The 16,974-nt window shown below is 40.7% G+C and carries 14 protein-coding genes; 9 read left to right on the top strand and 5 right to left on the bottom strand.

The window, feature by feature from the left end:
* Positions 1 to 115 precede the first annotated feature (115 nt).
* On the top strand, positions 116 to 946 hold the full coding sequence (locus ACW0TQ_RS20405; RefSeq protein WP_042529979.1) for an aldo/keto reductase: 831 nt from the start codon (positions 116 to 118) through the stop codon (positions 944 to 946).
* A 74-nt stretch (positions 947 to 1,020) separates the two neighbouring features.
* Here ACW0TQ_RS20405 and ACW0TQ_RS20400 read toward each other — a convergent pair whose 3' ends face one another.
* Together ACW0TQ_RS20400 and ACW0TQ_RS20395 are read right to left on the bottom strand one after the other, a co-directional pair.
* Positions 1,021 to 3,072 (bottom strand): catalase, encoded by a 2,052-nt coding sequence (locus tag ACW0TQ_RS20400; protein WP_455725957.1) that lies wholly within the window; start codon positions 3,070 to 3,072, stop codon positions 1,021 to 1,023.
* 419 nt (positions 3,073 to 3,491) lie between these two features.
* Positions 3,492 to 4,292, bottom strand: a complete 801-nt coding sequence (locus tag ACW0TQ_RS20395; RefSeq protein WP_042529983.1) for a Cof-type HAD-IIB family hydrolase — start codon at positions 4,290 to 4,292, stop codon at positions 3,492 to 3,494.
* A 556-nt stretch (positions 4,293 to 4,848) separates the two neighbouring features.
* On the opposite strand from ACW0TQ_RS20395, the gene ACW0TQ_RS20390 reads away from it, so the two are divergent.
* The 5 genes from ACW0TQ_RS20390 (at position 4,849) to ACW0TQ_RS20370 (ending at position 11,015) form a co-directional block, all read left to right on the top strand.
* The gene (locus tag ACW0TQ_RS20390) at positions 4,849 to 5,289 is read left to right on the top strand and encodes a hypothetical protein (protein WP_455725956.1); all 441 of its coding nucleotides are present in this window, start codon (positions 4,849 to 4,851) and stop codon (positions 5,287 to 5,289) included.
* Between the two features lie 153 nt (positions 5,290 to 5,442).
* Positions 5,443 to 7,338 (top strand): PrkA family serine protein kinase, encoded by a 1,896-nt coding sequence (locus ACW0TQ_RS20385; RefSeq protein WP_042529987.1) that lies wholly within the window; start codon positions 5,443 to 5,445, stop codon positions 7,336 to 7,338.
* A gap of 239 nt (positions 7,339 to 7,577) precedes the next feature.
* Positions 7,578 to 8,744, top strand: coding sequence for a sporulation protein YhbH (gene yhbH / locus ACW0TQ_RS20380; protein ID WP_139089015.1), 1,167 nt, complete (start codon positions 7,578 to 7,580; stop codon positions 8,742 to 8,744).
* 118 nt (positions 8,745 to 8,862) lie between these two features.
* The gene (locus ACW0TQ_RS20375; protein WP_455725955.1) at positions 8,863 to 10,275 is read left to right on the top strand and encodes a SpoVR family protein; all 1,413 of its coding nucleotides are present in this window, start codon (positions 8,863 to 8,865) and stop codon (positions 10,273 to 10,275) included.
* A gap of 182 nt (positions 10,276 to 10,457) precedes the next feature.
* Positions 10,458 to 11,015, top strand: a complete 558-nt coding sequence (locus tag ACW0TQ_RS20370; protein ID WP_042529993.1) for a GNAT family N-acetyltransferase — start codon at positions 10,458 to 10,460, stop codon at positions 11,013 to 11,015.
* Between the two features lie 82 nt (positions 11,016 to 11,097).
* Here ACW0TQ_RS20370 and ACW0TQ_RS20365 read toward each other — a convergent pair whose 3' ends face one another.
* Positions 11,098 to 12,111, bottom strand: a complete 1,014-nt coding sequence (locus ACW0TQ_RS20365; protein WP_042529995.1) for a YcjF family protein — start codon at positions 12,109 to 12,111, stop codon at positions 11,098 to 11,100.
* Positions 12,112 to 12,321: 210 nt separating this feature from the next.
* On the opposite strand from ACW0TQ_RS20365, the gene mbcS reads away from it, so the two are divergent.
* Together mbcS and ACW0TQ_RS20355 are read left to right on the top strand one after the other, a co-directional pair.
* The gene (mbcS, locus tag ACW0TQ_RS20360; RefSeq protein ID WP_455725954.1) at positions 12,322 to 13,902 is read left to right on the top strand and encodes an acyl-CoA synthetase MbcS; all 1,581 of its coding nucleotides are present in this window, start codon (positions 12,322 to 12,324) and stop codon (positions 13,900 to 13,902) included.
* A gap of 10 nt (positions 13,903 to 13,912) precedes the next feature.
* Positions 13,913 to 14,854 (top strand): dipeptidase, encoded by a 942-nt coding sequence (locus tag ACW0TQ_RS20355; RefSeq protein WP_212928353.1) that lies wholly within the window; start codon positions 13,913 to 13,915, stop codon positions 14,852 to 14,854.
* Between the two features lie 65 nt (positions 14,855 to 14,919).
* Here the strand turns inward: ACW0TQ_RS20355 and ACW0TQ_RS20350 are convergent, their stop codons facing one another.
* Together ACW0TQ_RS20350 and ACW0TQ_RS20345 are read right to left on the bottom strand one after the other, a co-directional pair.
* On the bottom strand, positions 14,920 to 15,786 hold the full coding sequence (locus tag ACW0TQ_RS20350; protein ID WP_193065277.1) for a YitT family protein: 867 nt from the start codon (positions 15,784 to 15,786) through the stop codon (positions 14,920 to 14,922).
* An 81-nt stretch (positions 15,787 to 15,867) separates the two neighbouring features.
* Positions 15,868 to 16,329, bottom strand: coding sequence for an SRPBCC family protein (locus ACW0TQ_RS20345; protein WP_212928352.1), 462 nt, complete (start codon positions 16,327 to 16,329; stop codon positions 15,868 to 15,870).
* Positions 16,330 to 16,499: 170 nt separating this feature from the next.
* Between ACW0TQ_RS20345 and ACW0TQ_RS20340 the strand changes: the two genes are divergently transcribed.
* Complete coding sequence (locus ACW0TQ_RS20340) at positions 16,500 to 16,700, top strand: alpha/beta-type small acid-soluble spore protein (RefSeq protein WP_042530005.1); 201 nt, start codon at positions 16,500 to 16,502, stop codon at positions 16,698 to 16,700.
* Positions 16,701 to 16,974 lie beyond the last annotated feature (274 nt).

Raw genomic sequence — 16,974 nt, 5'->3', positions numbered from 1 at the left:
AGACAATGCCGCCCATTTTAGAGTGGCGGCATTATCTGCTAGTTCCTTTTTCTTTCTTTTACGTGATTGATTGTTATAAGATGATAGAAAAGATAAGAAAGGATGGATGTCTGATATGAGTAATCACCTTCAGGGTACAGTCACATTAAATAATGGCGTAGATATGCCTGCGTTTGGACTGGGAGTCTATAAAGTAGAAGAAGGACAGACAGCAGTGGCCGCAGTGAAAACTGCGCTGGAGCATGGTTATCGCAGTATTGATACCGCTTCTTTTTACCAGAATGAAGCCAGTGTCGGGCAGGGTATCAAGGAGTCTGGTATACTGAGAAAGGATATTTTTCTGACATCAAAAGTCTGGAATGATGAGCAGGGCTATGCGTCTACATTAGAAGCATTTGAAAGAAGTCTTGAAAAATTAGATACCGATTATTTGGATTTATATCTGATTCATTGGCCTGTAAAAGAAACGTTTATAGATACGTGGAAGGCAATGGAAAAGCTTTATCATGATGGACGCGTTCGTGCCATTGGTGTGAGTAATTTTCATATCCAGCATTTAGAGCGGCTTTTAGCAGAAGCAGAAGTTGTTCCGGCAGTTGATCAAGTGGAATTTCATCCGCATCTAACGCAGGAAGGCTTGCGCGCTTTTTGTGAAAGACATGGCATCCAGCTGGAAGCCTGGTCTCCGCTGAAACGGGGAGAGCTGCTAAATCATCCAGCGCTTGTTACGATTGGAGAGAAATACGGGAAGAATGCGGCGCAAATCATCTTAAGATGGGATGTCCAGCATCAAGTTGTTACCATTCCAAAATCAATTACCCCGGAACGCATCATTTCCAATGCGGATATTTTTGATTTTGAATTAACGGATGAGGAAATGAAACAGATCGATGCGTTGAATGAAAATAGCCGTTCTGGTTCCAATCCAGACGAATATGATAAATAACTCTCGGGCTTCCGTCAGAGAGAACTGTAAAAAATGCGCTGCGCTGAAAAACATTCTGCGCGGCGCATTTTTTCTTATCGATCCCAAAAACGCTGTTTCGCCATTGCATTGACAAAGGCTTTATAGAAGCCGTCGGTCGGGGCTCTGCTTGTCAAGACGCCGGGGCGATTTTGAAGATGAATTTCTTCTATCCACTTTGCTCCTTCGTCAATACCGCCAATAGGCTTATAATGGTTAAACTGATCCACAATAAATTGATTTGTCATAAAATGAAAATCCCTGGTAGCATATGGGCCGCCTATAACAAATAAACCATCATACAGAAGCGGCGATCCGGTTAAAAATGTTTCATCAACGGAAAGGCTATCCCCGTTTGTTCCTTCCAATGTTCCGAGCCTTCTGCTTACAAAAACAGGCTCTAATCCTGCTTTTTCCCACGACGCCATCGCGTTTTTTAAAGCATTACTGTCATATTGTTCATCAATAATCACCCCGACCTTTAAGGTATCCGTACGAAACACTGTATTTTGCATACTTAAAGCCGGCGAGGAAGCGGTCACATCGGATTCTGGAATAGCTTCCGGCGGAGCTGGCACGCCAACCTCCTCGGCAACCGAAACAGCCAGCGGTCTGCTGATATGGGCAATCAGACGAACCGCGCGCTTCCGTACTTCCGGATTCTTCACTTTTCCAAGCTCGAAACTGAATGCCTGCAGGATATGGCTTTTTTCCACATCACTCATGCTGTTCCAAAAAAGTCGTCCTTGAGAAAAATGATCCTCAAAACTGGGTGCTGTCTGACGTACCTTTTTTCCTTCGACCAGAGAAGGGTAGGTGACAAATCCGCCTTTATCACCCGGCACAGGATAAGGTGTATTATTCGCCAGATAATTTTGATGGTAGGCAACCTGTCCTTTATCAATCACATAACGTGCTGCACCATCACGATGGTTATTATGTGCTGTGCGAATAGGGCGATTGATTGGAATTTGTTTGAAATTAGTGCCCACACGGTAAAATTGTGTATCTGCATAGGAGAACAGTCTGCCTTGCAGCAGCGGATCATTTGTAAAGTCAATTCCGCGAACAATATTTCCCGGATGAAGCGCAACCTGTTCAGTCTCTGCAAATACATTCTCGACATTTTTGTTTAAAGTCATTTTCCCGATTTTCTTCAGGGGAATAAGCTCCTCCGGCCACAGCTTGGTAGAATCTAAAATATCGAAGTCAAAATCAAACTCCTGATCCTCTCGAATCACTTGAATGCCAAGCTCGTATTCGGGGAAATTACCTTTCTCGATATTCTCCCATAAGTCCCGCCGGTGAAAATCCGGATCAGCACCGCCGATTTTCTGTGCTTCATCCCAAATCAGAGAATGAACGCCTAAAACTGGCTGCCAATGAAATTTACAAAAATGCGATACACCTTCTTTATTTACGAGTCGGAATGTATGCACACCAAAGCCCTGCATGGTTCGAAAACTGCGGGGGATGGTGCGGTCAGACATAATCCACATCATCATGGCGGCAGATTCTTCATTACTTCCGATAAAATCCCAAAATGTATCATGTGCTGTCTGGCCTTGAGGGATTTCATTATTTGGTTCTGGTTTTAGCGCATGAATCAAATCGGGAAATTTAATGCCATCCTGAATAAAAAAGATTGGGATATTATTGCCGACTAAATCAAAGTTTCCTTCCTCCGTATAAAATTTGGTGGCAAAGCCGCGCACATCCCGGAGTGTTTCATTAGCACCTCTGGAACCGGCAACCTGTGAAAAACGGACAAACACAGGTGTTTTTCTGCCCGCATCTTGTAAGAAATGTGCCTCTGTTAAATCAGATTGTGATGCATAGCATTCAAACACGCCATGCGCTCCATATCCGCGTGCGTGAACATTTCGTTCTGGGATTCGTTCTCTATCAAAGTGGGAGAGTTTTTCCCGATATATAAAATCCTCTAATAGCTGCGGTCCGCGGTCTCCGGCGCTTAGCGTATTTTCATCATCCGAAATTTTAACCGCTTCATCCGTCGTCATTGGTTTCCCTTCATTATCTCTATAAAATTTCTCCAGCTGTCTGATTTTTTTATTTTCTTCCGGCTCCCGATTCTTGTGGTCTGTCATGTCTTATCCTCCTTTTAAATGAATTTTTTTCACAGTAATAAAAGGATATTCGCTGGAAGTGGTAAATATGACCAGAGGAGAAGAATGGAGGTTTTCTGAGTTCATATTATCTTTTAAAAAATTTGTTTGATTGTTTAGCGTTATATAATATTATTAGAATAAGACAGACATGAGAGAGGGGAAGGCATATGGGCTGGATGAATCTCGTTATGTTTATTATATTGGCAGTGTTGGGGTTGTGGGGACTGATTTCCCGAGCTAAATGGCTGGAGGGCGAATCAAAAAAAATAAAAAATCTTAATATTTAAAGATTTATCTGTGTTAACATTGTCTTGCCTGATAACAGATAAAAAAGAGCCGTCCCGGGGGGATAGGCTCTTTACTCCGTTGTAAAGGGAATGATGATGTTTGGCTGAATCTTAGTCCTTCGGAAGCAGTCCATGGTGCTGTAATGCGTATGAAATGCCATCATCACTTACATCCTTCGTAACAAATGCAGCTGCTTCCTTTACTTCCGGCAGGGCATTTCCCATGGCGACACTGTTAGGAACGAGCTGCAGCATTTCTATATCATTTAAACCGTCTCCGAAGGCGTATTGTCTTTCTGACGGAAAATCGAGATACTCAAGCAGTTTTTTAATACCTAATGCTTTTGATCCGCCTTTTGGAAGGACATCTAGCGATTTTGGATGCCACCGGACAAAATCTAAGTTTGTGAATGTATCCTGATAAATCTTTTCTTCGCCTTCTGTGTTGAAAAGGAGGCTCTGATAAATGTCACTTTGCCGGGCCGTATTATGCTCTTCCTGTTCTGGATAAGCATCTACCTTTAATGTTGCAATGCTTTCTTCTATATATGGATGGTCATTCGGCACATTAGTTGTCATTTTTTTATCATTCATATAGACAACAGGATGGTTATTTTTTAAAGCAAATGCGGTTAATTCCTCTAACGTCTCTGGATTGATTGTGTTCGCATAGACAACTTCCCCGCGGCACACCACATATTGCCCGTTATAGCTTATGTAAGTGTCAATACCTAATTCGTCTCGTAAATCATCAAATAAGAATTTGGCCCGGCCTGTTGCGATGGCAACCTCATGACCAAGTTCCTTCAGCTTGAAAATGGCTTTCTTCGTTGATTCAGGCAGGGTTCTTTCCTCTTCTGTCAATAATGTCCCATCAATATCAAAAAACAGAATACTTTTATCTGGTACCATTTTATCCCTCATTTCACCTTCATTATACGCTTTCTATTATGATGGAACTGCTGTATAGATTCAACTGTTGACTATTATAATAATTAAAATTATCGCTTAAGATTATTCTTCACAAATATATGTGAATCGCTTACAATCAAGGTGAGTGAGTTGAAATCAATATTTTACTTTCTAGCAGTCGCTGCGGAAAAACACTCCGCTTTCCGTGGGCTTGAGCTCAGCCTCCTCGGTAAAAAGAAGAGCCCTTTTTCCCTGCGGGGTCTTCCCACTGCGCTTTCCCACGACGGACAGGACGTCCTGGTGTCGGTCGTTGGTCACAGGACGTGACCGTTCTTAGCCGACCAGGAGTCTCCGTGTTTTTCCTTCGCTAGATAGTGTTATCACCACCCATACTAATTTTTAATTCATTATATTAACCTGATAACATGGAGACCTGCGATTACTCGGTCTATTAAAACCGTTGCTGCGATTAGAAGTCCTATCAAAAAAAGTAACTTGTTATAATGTTTTAATTATAAAAAATTTTGTTAGAGACAAAAATAAGGAGTTAATTCATATGAAACGCCTGGTATTACTAATGATGATATGTATTCCTTTGTTCCTGGCAGGCTGTTTAAGTCCGAATAGTGCCCGGGTAGTCAATGATATGTATCAAGCTGCGATTATGGAGGAAGAAGAAAATGTAGCTTCCTACTTTTCAGAGGAGTATTTAGAAGAGCATCCAATTGATGAATTAACGAATGAATTAGCAGAAGATGCCCGGACCATGTACGGGGTCAATATGATGAATATTACGCTTATCCGCGAGAAAGAGCTGCAGGACGATTACATCAAATCGACCGGATTAGCTGATAATCCGGATTTATCAGTGGTTACCGCACAGACAGATGAACGGGAGGTAATAGTCTGGACAGTGGAGCGGGGGAGTACCCGGTATACGATAATTCAAGGGGAAAGGTATGACTTTGATACATATAATGAAAATGTTCTTGAGTAAAAACACGGCACCCCGCCGTGTTTTGTTATTGGACTTTTAAACATCCGTTTAAAAATGAACTCTGAATGTTTTTCTAAAATATTTCCATAGAGCATGTTTTACACTTCCACTGCATAGGATATAGAAATCGTTGTAAGATGGAGGGAGCCTGCGATGGATATTTTAAATAAAGTAAAAAACGATAGAGAAGCAGAAAAACAGCTGGTATGGGAAGGCACGTTTGCGGAATACTTAGAGCTGGTGAAAGAAAACCCGACAATCGCACAGACTGCACATTCTCGGGTGTATAATATGATCAAGAGTGCAGGGGTCACGGAGAGAGATAACCATAAAATGTATGAGTTTTTTGGATCAGCTATTTTTGGTCTGGAATCAGCAATTGAAAGCTTAGTAGAAGAGTATTTTCATCCGGCAGCAAGAAGGCTGGACGTCAGAAAACGAATTTTGCTGTTAATGGGACCGGTCAGCGGTGGAAAATCGACTATTGTTAGTTTGCTGAAGCGTGGCTTGGAGCAGTATTCACGTACCGATGAAGGGGCTGTATATGCCATTAAAAACTGTCCAATGCATGAAGATCCTCTTCACTTAATCCCACAGCATTTGCGGGAAGATTTCCATGAAGAATATGGTATACGAGTGGAAGGCAGCCTATCTCCATTGAATACCATGCGTTTAGAAAAGGAATACGGCGGCAGGATTGAAGATGTTAAGGTACAGCGAATCTTTTTCTCAGAGGATAAAAGGGTAGGAATCGGGACATTCAGCCCGTCTGATCCGAAATCACAGGATATTGCCGATTTAACCGGCAGCATTGATTTTTCCACGATTGCTGAGTTTGGATCTGAATCCGATCCGCGTGCTTACCGGTTCGATGGAGAGTTAAATAAAGCCAACCGCGGAATGATGGAGTTTCAGGAGATTCTAAAAAGTGATGAAAAATTCTTGTGGCACTTGCTTTCACTGACGCAGGAAGGAAATTTTAAAGCCGGGAGATTTGCTTTGATATCCGCAGATGAGCTGATTATAGCGCATACGAACGAATCAGAATATAAATCATTTATTTCCAATAAAAAGAATGAGGCACTTCATTCCAGAATGATTGTGATGCCGATTCCATATAATTTAAAGGTCAGTGAAGAAGAACGAATCTATAAGAAAATGATTCAGGAAAGTGATATTGCGGATGTTCATGTAGCTCCCCATGCTTTACGGGCTGCGGCGATATTCTCCATTTTGACCCGATTAAAGGAATCGAAAAAGCAGGGTGTCGATGTCGTAAAGAAGATGCGTCTCTATGACGGGGAAAGTGTGGAAGGATATAATCAGATTGATATAGAGGAACTTTCAAATGAGTATACGGATGAGGGAATGGCTGGGATCGATCCGCGCTATGTCATCAACCGTATTTCCTCCACGATTATCCGTAAAGAAATCCCTTCTATCAACGCACTGGATGTATTACGTTCGCTGAAGGAGGGATTAAACCAGCATCCGTCTATTTCCAAGGATGATCTGGATAAATATTTAAACTATATTTCGATTGCCCGGAAAGAATATGATGAGATTGCGAAAAAAGAAGTACAGAAAGCATTCGTTTATTCGTATGAAGAATCAGCGAAGACCTTAATGGATAACTATCTGGATAATGTTGAGGCATATTGTAACCAGAATAAATTACGTGATCCGCTCACTGGAGAAGAAATGAATCCAGATGAAAAGCTGATGCGTTCGATTGAGGAGCAGATTGGCATCTCGGAAAATGCAAAAAAAGGCTTCCGGGAAGAAATCTTAATCCGTTTATCTGCTTATGCGCGTAAAGGAAAGCGATTTGATTATCAATCGCATGAGCGTTTGCGTGAAGCGATTCAAAAGAAATTATTTGCTGATTTGAAAGACGTTGTGAAAATTACAACCTCATCGAAAACACCGAATGAATCGCAGCTGAAAAAGATTAATGAAGTGATTGCCCGTCTGATTGATGAGCATGGGTATAATTCGGTGTCTGCGAATGAACTGCTGCGTTATGTAGGAAGTTTACTGAATCGATAAAGCAGTGTTTATATTTATTTCATCTTAGAAAAATGAAAAGTGGTATCCAGATGAACATGGATACCACTTTTTAACTTACCTGATAAAAGGAAATAAGCTTTTCTAAAAACCTCAAATTCTTTTAATCCGTCTGCAATAACTTATCCCCTCTTGCATACAATAGATAAAGCATGTTTCTAAAACTGTTTGTACCATAAACTGATGATTGGAAACAATTCAAATATAAGGAGAGGATTCGAGTGTCCAATGAGCAAGAGCATAATTTCGTCGTCTCCCAAGAAAACTGGTCTCTCCATCGAAAGGGTTATCAGGATCAGCAGCGCCATAATGAGAAAATAAAAGATGCCATCAAGAAAAACCTGCCTGACCTGGTCAGTGAAGAAAATATCATTATGTCCAATGGCAAGGATGTAGTGAAAATCCCGATTCGTTCGCTGGATGAATATAAAATCAGATATAACTATGAAAAATCAAAGCATGTAGGGCAAGGAAATGGAGATTCAGAGGTTGGAGATGTCGTCGCACGCGCGCCTGGAGACGGGCAGCAGGCGGGAGCCGGCAATGGCAAGAAAGCCGGGGATAAGCCGGGACAGGATTATTATGAATCGGAAGTATCCATTGCAGAGATAGAAGACGCATTATTCCGAGAATTAGAGCTTCCTAATCTGCAGGAAAAAGAAAAATCAGAGATTATTACGGAAAAAGTCGAATTTAATGATGTGCGTAAAAAAGGGTTAATGGGAAATGTAGATAAGAAACGAACGATATTAACCGCATTAAAGCGGAATGCGCGGGATGGAAAGGCACAAATCACGCCAATTTATAACGATGATCTGCGTTTTAAGACCTGGAATGAAGTCATCCGGCACGATTCCAAAGCGGTTGTCCTGGCGATGATGGATACAAGTGCTTCGATGGGCGCATTTGAGAAGTATATAGCCCGCAGCTTCTTTTTCTGGATGAACCGTTTTTTGAAAACAAAATATGAAAGTGTTGAATTTGAATTTATTGCTCACCATACAGAGGCGAAAGTGGTGACAGAAGAGGCTTTTTTCTCTAAAGGAGAGAGCGGCGGAACGATTTGTTCATCTGCGTATTATAAAGCGCTGGAGGTCATTGAAGAAAAATATCCCCCGTCCCGCTATAATATTTATCCTTTTCATTTTTCAGACGGAGAGAATATTAGCTCGGATAACAAGACATGCATTGAGTTAGTCCATCAGTTGATGGAGAAATCGAATATGTTTGGTTACGGAGAAGTCAATGGCTATAACCGCTATTCTACGTTGATGAATGCTTATAAAACGATTGACCATCCGAAGTTTAAGCACTATGTATTAAAAGAAAAAGCGGATGTCTATCATGCGATGAAAAGCTTTTTTCAAAAGACAGCAGCACGCATATAGAAAATAAAACGAACAGCTCAAAGAAATATACTAATCTTTGAGCTGTTTTATAGGAATGGCAAGATTTTATTCAGAGGACATAGACTATAATAGTAGCTGAATAAAGGGAGGAATCTACTTGAGCGAAACAAAGGAGTTAACAAAAGCTATCGAAGAAATTACGGAGGTAGCCAAAGGGTTTGGTCTGGATTTTTATCCGATGCGCTATGAGGTTTGCCCGGCGGATATTATTTATACATTTGGCGCTTATGGGATGCCGACACGTTTTACCCATTGGAGCTTTGGTAAGCAATTCCATAAGATGAAGCTGCAATATGATTTAGGCCTGAGCCAAATTTATGAGCTGGTAATCAATTCGGATCCTTGTTATGCCTTTTTGTTAAATACGAACAGCCTGATTCAAAATAAGCTGATTATTGCCCATGTTCTGGCGCATTGTGATTTCTTTAAGAATAATATCCGCTTTGCAAATACGCGCAAGGATATGGTGGAAAGTATGACAGCAACAGCAGAGCGTATCGCCCATTATGAAATGGTGCATGGAAAAGAAGAGGTGGAGAGCTTTTTAGATGCAATTTTATCGATTCAGGAGCATATTGATCCTTCAATTGTCCGGTTTAAACTGCCACTCAAAGCAGCGGATGATATGATAGAGGAGGACACTCACAAAAAACGCGGTGAGTACGATGATCTGTGGAGTTTAGATCAGCGTGGCAAAAGCTCGCAGACGAAAAAGGTAAAAAGACAAAAGAAAATTCCCCCCTTTCCAGAAAAGGACTTATTATTATTTATTGAAGAATACAGCAGAGAACTGGAAGACTGGCAGCGTGACGTATTAACGATGATGCGCGAGGAAATGCTTTATTTCTGGCCGCAGTTAGAAACGAAGGTAATGAATGAAGGCTGGGCATCCTATTGGCATCAGCGCATAATGCGGGAATTAGATTTAACCTCCTCGGAAACGTTAGAATATGCAAAATTGAATGCCGGCGTGGTGCAGCCGTCCCGGACATCCATTAATCCATATTATTTAGGAATAAAAATCTTTGAGGATATTGAAGAGCGTTATAATAATCCAACGGAAGAAATGATAAGAAATGGATGTGAATCGAATAAAGGAAGAGATAAAATTTTTGAAGTAAGGGAAATGGAGTCTGATATTTCCTTTATCCGCAACTATTTAACGAAGGAATTGGTCGCAAAAGAGGATATGTATCTTTTTGAGAAAAAAGGAAGAGATTATCGGATTACAGAAAAGGATTATGTAGAAGTACGCGATCAGCTTGTTTCTCAGCGTGTAAACGGCGGTTTTCCATATATTACTGTAGAAAATGGCGACTATCTTCGTAATGGAGAGCTCTATCTGCGGCATGGTTTTGAAGGTATTGAGCTGGATATTAAATATTTGGAGCATGTTTTACCATATGTCTATCAATTATGGGGAAGAGCCGTGCATTTAGAAACAATTATTGAAGGAAAAGAAACACTGTATACGTATGATGGGAAGGATATGCATAAGCAGCGGATTTGAATAGGGTGAAGGCTGGTTAGATAGTTGGCCAGCCTTTTATTTTCGCACCTACACAGGAAAGAGTCTCTTTCGTTATCCATTTTAGTTTTGTCTCCTATTTCGTAATATAGAAAGTACTTGGAAACACGATTGTTTTTGGATATAATTGTAATAATTTTTTACGTGAAGAGGGAGGAGAGGAAGTGAATAATAATCCGTTTAGTCCATTTCCAGTATTGAAAACGGACCGGCTCATTTTAAGGAATGTAGAAAAAACAGATTTGCAGGATATTTTTGATTATGCTTCTGACCTAAATCTAACAACATATCTGACCTGGAGAGCGCATCAGACGCTTGCGGATACGGAAGGCTTTATAGAGTTCATATTAGCTAGTAACAAACGTCATATGGGAGCAACGTGGGTCATTGTCTGGAAGGAAAACAATCGTGTTATCGGCACCATTGACTTATCTTGGAATCAAAAGCATTATTCTGCCGAGCTCGCCTATGCGCTTTCTAGAAAATATTGGCGAAAGGGAATTGGAACAGAAGCTGTTCAGGAAATCGTTCGTTTTGGTTTTGAAGAAGTGAAGCTGGAACGGATTCATGCAAGATGCCATCCGAAAAATGAAGCTTCCTATAAATTAATGGAAAAAACAGGGATGATCTATGAAGGAACATTGAGAAAGTCGATGCGGAGAAAAGGGAAACAAGAGGATATTAAGATATATTCTATTTTAAAGAGCGAGTTTGAGGGGTAAGTATATCGCCATAATAGAGGAAAAGAACGATTGCTTCGCAGGTTAGAAGCAATCGTTCTTTTCCTTTTCTTTATTCTATTTTTTAGTCCTTTTCTTCCTTCTCCTCTTGTTTCCCTCTTTTATAAAAATAACTGTAAAGAGACTTCAACGTCTCTGCATTCAATTCAATATTATTTTCATAAGCATATTTCACCGAATACCCCATCGCAAGTGTCATCCCGCCTGCAACACTTCCGCCGATGACAGAGCCTGCACCAGGAACAAATTTGGAGACCTGACGAAAGATAGTTTTGCCGATATTACCAGTAATCGTGGCAATTGTCAGCTCCTTTGCTTTCTTTTTGGATAATGGTTTTTCATATAAGGTTGCCAGTCTAATCATTAACCCGACTTGGATTCCTGTCAATGGAATAAAATCTGATCCAGGAAGCGGTGTTGCTCCGACAGCAGTTGCTGAGGCCGAAGCGCCTAAAATCCATTTGTTCGCCGTCTGCGACTTTTCTTTAATAAGTCTTGCGAATTGAATTTCCTTTTCTTTTTTTTTCAGGATTTCTAATATCTCATTCCGTAATTTATCAATATTCTCTCCGGTCCGGGAGGAAATCGGGATAACCGGATAACGTTTTGACGTATGCTCCTTCACATATTGAACGAGAGCCGGGATATCATCTGCTGCATCAATTTTATTTAAAATAAAAACAATCTGCTTATTTTCTTTTCTGATGGTTTCAAATGACTTTCTTTCCCCTTCTGAAAAAACTGTTCCAGCTGCGTTTAGGAAAAATAAAATGACATCTGCTTCGCGGTAAAAGCGAAAGGTTTCTTCCGAATTAGTGTGGTTGATATCATCAAGCCCGGGCGTATCTGCGAAAATAATTTTGTCCCGGTATACATATTTATCAATACCAATCGTTTCTCCAGGACGTGCACCGACTTTGGCGACATCATCACCAATAAGCTGGTTAATGGTAGATGATTTTCCCGTATTGATGTCCCCAATCATGGCGAAAATAATATCTTTATCGAGCTGTTTATTTATTTTTTTCGTTTCCTCATTATAAGCTTTATCGAAATCTTTCTCATTAAATGCTGACATCAGCAACACTCCCTCCTGTTACTATTCCCTTTTAATTATTATCATACACCATTATTTACAGAGGGATATAATTTTAGCTGTCTAAAAGAGAGAAGGAAGAATTTTATACCTTTAATCCTATCAGAAAATTTAAATCCTTTTGAACTTGTTCTTATTTCTTGATATAATGACTAACGTATAGTACGAGGTACTAATTTGAGGAGGAATAAGATGAAAAAATCAGATTTGATTGCACCTGCATTATATAATATTACTTCTGAATTTGAAAAATATGCTGCAGATGAAGGAAGAAAAGCGGTTATTTTAGAAGAAGAAAATGGAGATATAAAAGAAATCACGTATACGAATCTGATAAAGAATGCAAATAAGGCAGGGAATATCCTGTTAAATCACGGTTTAAAACGCGGAGATAAAATAATGATTATGCTGCCGCGCTGTATTGAAGCGTATGAACTATATATTGCAGCCTTAAAAACAGGAATGATTATTATACCAAGCTCTGAGATGCTGCGGACCAAGGATTTGCAATTTCGTATCTCACATGGCGAAATTGATGCAGTTGTTGCGACAGAAGCATGTGTGGAAGAGTTTAAAAGAGTTGTAGAGTATGAGCAGCTTGCTAAATTCAGTGTGGGAAAAGAGATAGAAGACTGGGTATCAATTGATAAAGAAAAAGCAGCAGCTTCTGATCAGTTAGAAACGGTAGAAACATCAAGAGACGATATTGCCATTTTATCTTATACATCCGGAACAACAGGAAATCCAAAGGCAGTTATTCATTCTCATGGCTGGGGATTTGCACATATGTCCTCTGCTCCTCGTTATTGGCTCAGTATTCAAGATGGCGATACAGTTTGGGCAACTGCTGCACCCGGATGGCAGAAATGGGTATGGAGTCCATTTTTATCCATTATGGGGATGGGAGCAACAGCGTTTGTCTATTCAGGAAGATTCGATGCAGCAAAATATTTGGAGCTGCTGGAAAAGCATCAGGTTAATGTGCTTTGCTGTACGCCGACAGAGTACCGTTTAATGGCGAAGCTTTCTAATTTAGATGATTACAATTTGAATGCACTGCATAGCACAGTTTCTGCCGGAGAACCTTTAAACCGTGAAGTGATTGATAAGTTCAGACATCATTTTGATGTGACAGTCAGAGATGGTTACGGGCAGACAGAAAGTACCTTGCTGCTCGGATTCTTAAAAGGGATGGAAGTACGCCCGGGTTCAATGGGGAAACCAACTCCGGGAAATGATGTCGTTATTATTGATGAAGACGGGAAGCTGGTGAAAACTGGTGAGGTTGGAGATATTGCCATTCCGCTTGATACAGCTGCTTTGTTTAAAGGGTATTATAAAGACGAGGAAAAAACGAAAAGAACACAGCGCGGAGATTATTATGTTACCGGAGACCAGGCAAGCATGGATGAGGACGGTTATTTCTGGTTTGAAGGAAGAAGCGATGATATTATTATCAGCTCCGGCTATACGATTGGACCTTTTGAAGTGGAGGATACGCTCGTAAAACATCCGGATGTGAAAGAATGTGCTGTCGTTGCCAGCCCAGACCCGGTAAGAGGCAATGTTGTAAAGGCATTTGTTATTTTACAAGATAATATTATTGGAAATAGCGAAGTAGTTGCAGCCCTGCAGAGCTATGTAAAGCATGAAATCGCACCATATAAGTATCCGCGAAAAATTGAATTTGTTTCTGAATTGCCGAAAACATCCTCTGGTAAAATTCGGCGTGTGGAGTTAAGACAGAAAGAATATAATAATTCTTTTAAGTGAGGGAGACAGCATGAAGGTAATTGATACGCATTGTGACGCACTGCTTAAATTACAGACAGCACGCTTGGAGCAAAGAAAGCTTGATTTTCGAGATGCGCCGGAGATAGAAACGAATCTGAAGCTGTTAGAAGCGGGAAATGTTGCGGTCCAGTTCTTTGCGATTTTTGTTGATCCGGAAAATGTGGCGACAACAGATCAGTGGAAGTATGCGCAAGAGCAGGCAGCCATTTTTCATGAAGAAATTGTGGGAAAGAATGAGAAGGTACGGTTTATTCAAAACTGGAAGGATATTCATTCGCTTGCTTCCGATGAGATTGGTGCCGTATTGACGTTAGAAGGAGCCGAAGCAATTGGCAATGATCTTGAAAAACTAAAGACGCTTTACCAAATGGGAGTTAAATCTGTTGGATTGACATGGAATCCGGCAAATCTATGTGCTGATGGCGCTGAAGAACCCCGGGGAGCCGGACTTACCAGATTAGGCAAGGAAGTAGTCCAGTTAAATAATGCGAATAATGTTTTGACAGATGTATCTCATCTTTCTGTTCGAGCATTTTGGGATGTGATGGAGCTGGCTGATTATCCAATTGCTTCGCATTCAAACGCCCGGGCAATTTGTGAGCATCCAAGAAACCTATACGATGACCAGTTGAAAGCATTGATTGAAAAAAAAGCGCCTATTCATTTTGCGCTCTATCCGGTCTTCTTGAAAAAAGGGGCAGAAACAGCAACGGTTGCTGACCTTTTGGAGCATATTGATCATGTCTGTGCTCTTGGCGGAGAGAAGAATATTGGTTTTGGATCAGACTTTGACGGCATCAGCTGTTATATTGATCATATTCCGGACGCCTCGGGCTATACGTATTTGCTGAATGAACTGCAAAAACATTATTCAGAGGAGCAGGTCAGAGGTTTTGCTTATCAAAATATAATGAATATGCTGCCGGCATAGAAAAAACTATATAGATAGCAAAAGAGCCAGAATATCCGGATATTCTGGCTCTTTCCATTCCTGTTTTAAAATTTTTGTCCATCGTATTTATCGAGTGAGAATCCTCTCCCGAGAATTTCGGATGCACTGATAAAAATAGTGAAAGCGTCAGGTGTTTCTTCCTGTAATAATTTCTTCAGCTTAACTGCTTCCGCCTGCTGTGCCACCACCAGTATCATGGTTTTATCCAATTTCGTATAACCGCCAACAGAACGGATTTTCGTAAGACCCCGGTCAATACCGTTCTGAATAAGCTGCTGTACTTTTTCTTCCTCATCCGTGATAATCATTACCAGCTTCGTTGCGGATGTTCGTAATTGGACAATATCTATTGCTTTACCGCTGATATAAATTGCCATTAATGCAAACAGTGTCAGTTCGAAGCTGAATACAAAAATCGAAGTAATCACAACGAGTCCATCTACGATAAATTGCGAGTAGCCGCTGGAAATACCAGTGAATTTCTTCACAATTTGGGCAATAGCTGCTGTACCCCCGGTAGAACCATTTCCTTTATATACAATCCCTAATCCCGCACCAAGAATAAGTCCGCCGTAAAGTGCGCTCAGAAATGGATTGGTCACTGTAATCGGAATATCTCCTGATAAAAAAATGACAAATGGAACCCAAAACGTTCCAATCAATGTTTTTAGGCTGAAATCCTTCCCTAAAGTAATCCATCCAATAATAAAAATAGGGATATTAATGATAAATTGGCTGAGTGCTGGATTAATCGTATATAATTCAAATAATATCGTGCTGATTCCGGACAGACCTCCAGCAGCTAATCGTGCTGGCAGGAAGAAAATATTATAGGATAGTCCGACAATGGTTGCTCCAATAATAATATAGGCATATTGCTTCCATGCATGCGATTGTTTTGCGTTAACCATGTGCTATGTTCCTTTCCCGACAATGATAATTAGACCTATATAAATGTATCACTGTTGAGAATAAGAGTAAACAGCATAGCTTTAAAGTGGTAAAGCAACAGAATCCGCTTCTGTCAGAGGCTTTGCAATTCGCTGGACAAACTTTTCCAACAAGCCGGGAAGGAGGGAGCCAATCAATGGTGCGCTTATTTTTCCTGTTAAACCTTTTAATTCAAGCTCTAATAGACAGGTCAGTGTGGAGGAACGGGAAGAAAGCTGGGAAAGCTCAAAACAGCCGCTTCCTAAACAACGGTCTTCTGAATCACGAACCCGAAATTGAACGGTAGACGGAGATGTTATTTCTATGATTTTGACATAGAGCTTTACATCCTTAGTAATGGAGCCTGCTTTTCCGTGAAGCTCCCAAATCGAGTCTGTCGGGGATATGTTCTTATGTGTTTGATAACCGGGCACCTGCTTCGCCCAATTAGACCAATCTTCTAAATAACGCCATACGTCTGATTGAGGCAGGTTAATATCCATACTGTAATCTGCTTTTAACATCAAGTAGTTCCTCCTTAAAAATGCTTTCAGCTTTTTTTAATCACCTTGATATACATATGTACAATTTCCAGCACTTATGCTAAAACTTCTTGTATAGTTTATAACGTTCTGCACAAGATAGGAGCAAGCAAGTATGATACTTGCTTTTGAATAAAAGAGGAGGGTCTCTGGTGGCTGACAAACGAAGAAATGCGTTGTTAGTACCGCAAGCAGAACGTGCAGTGAATCAGATGAAAGAGGAAATCGCTGATGAAATGCATGTGAATTTAGGAGCTGACACGACTGCTCGTGAAAACGGTGCGGTCGGCGGTGAGATGGTTAAACGAATGATTCAAATGGCTGAGGGCAGCATTGCGAATCGGAAAAAATAACCTGACTTTCAGCTTGAAAAATTACCCGCTCTAATGTTCTGAATAGAAAAACCTGTGGTGAGAAACTCCTTCTCACCACAGGTTTTTTTTGTAGAATAGGAAAGTATATAAAAAAATGCTGAATATATTCGCTCCAATGGGTTTCATTGAGGGAGTAATCTTCAACGTTGTCAGGTTAATGCGACCGTTGTGGAAAAACACTACGCTTTCCATGGGCCCCGAGCTCATCTCCTTTAAAGAAGACTTGCTGATTGGCAAGCCGTCAGGCGCAGAC

It is taken from the genome of Oceanobacillus sp. M60 (genome assembly GCF_053839645.1).
This window is presented reverse-complemented; position numbering and strand designations above follow the sequence as displayed.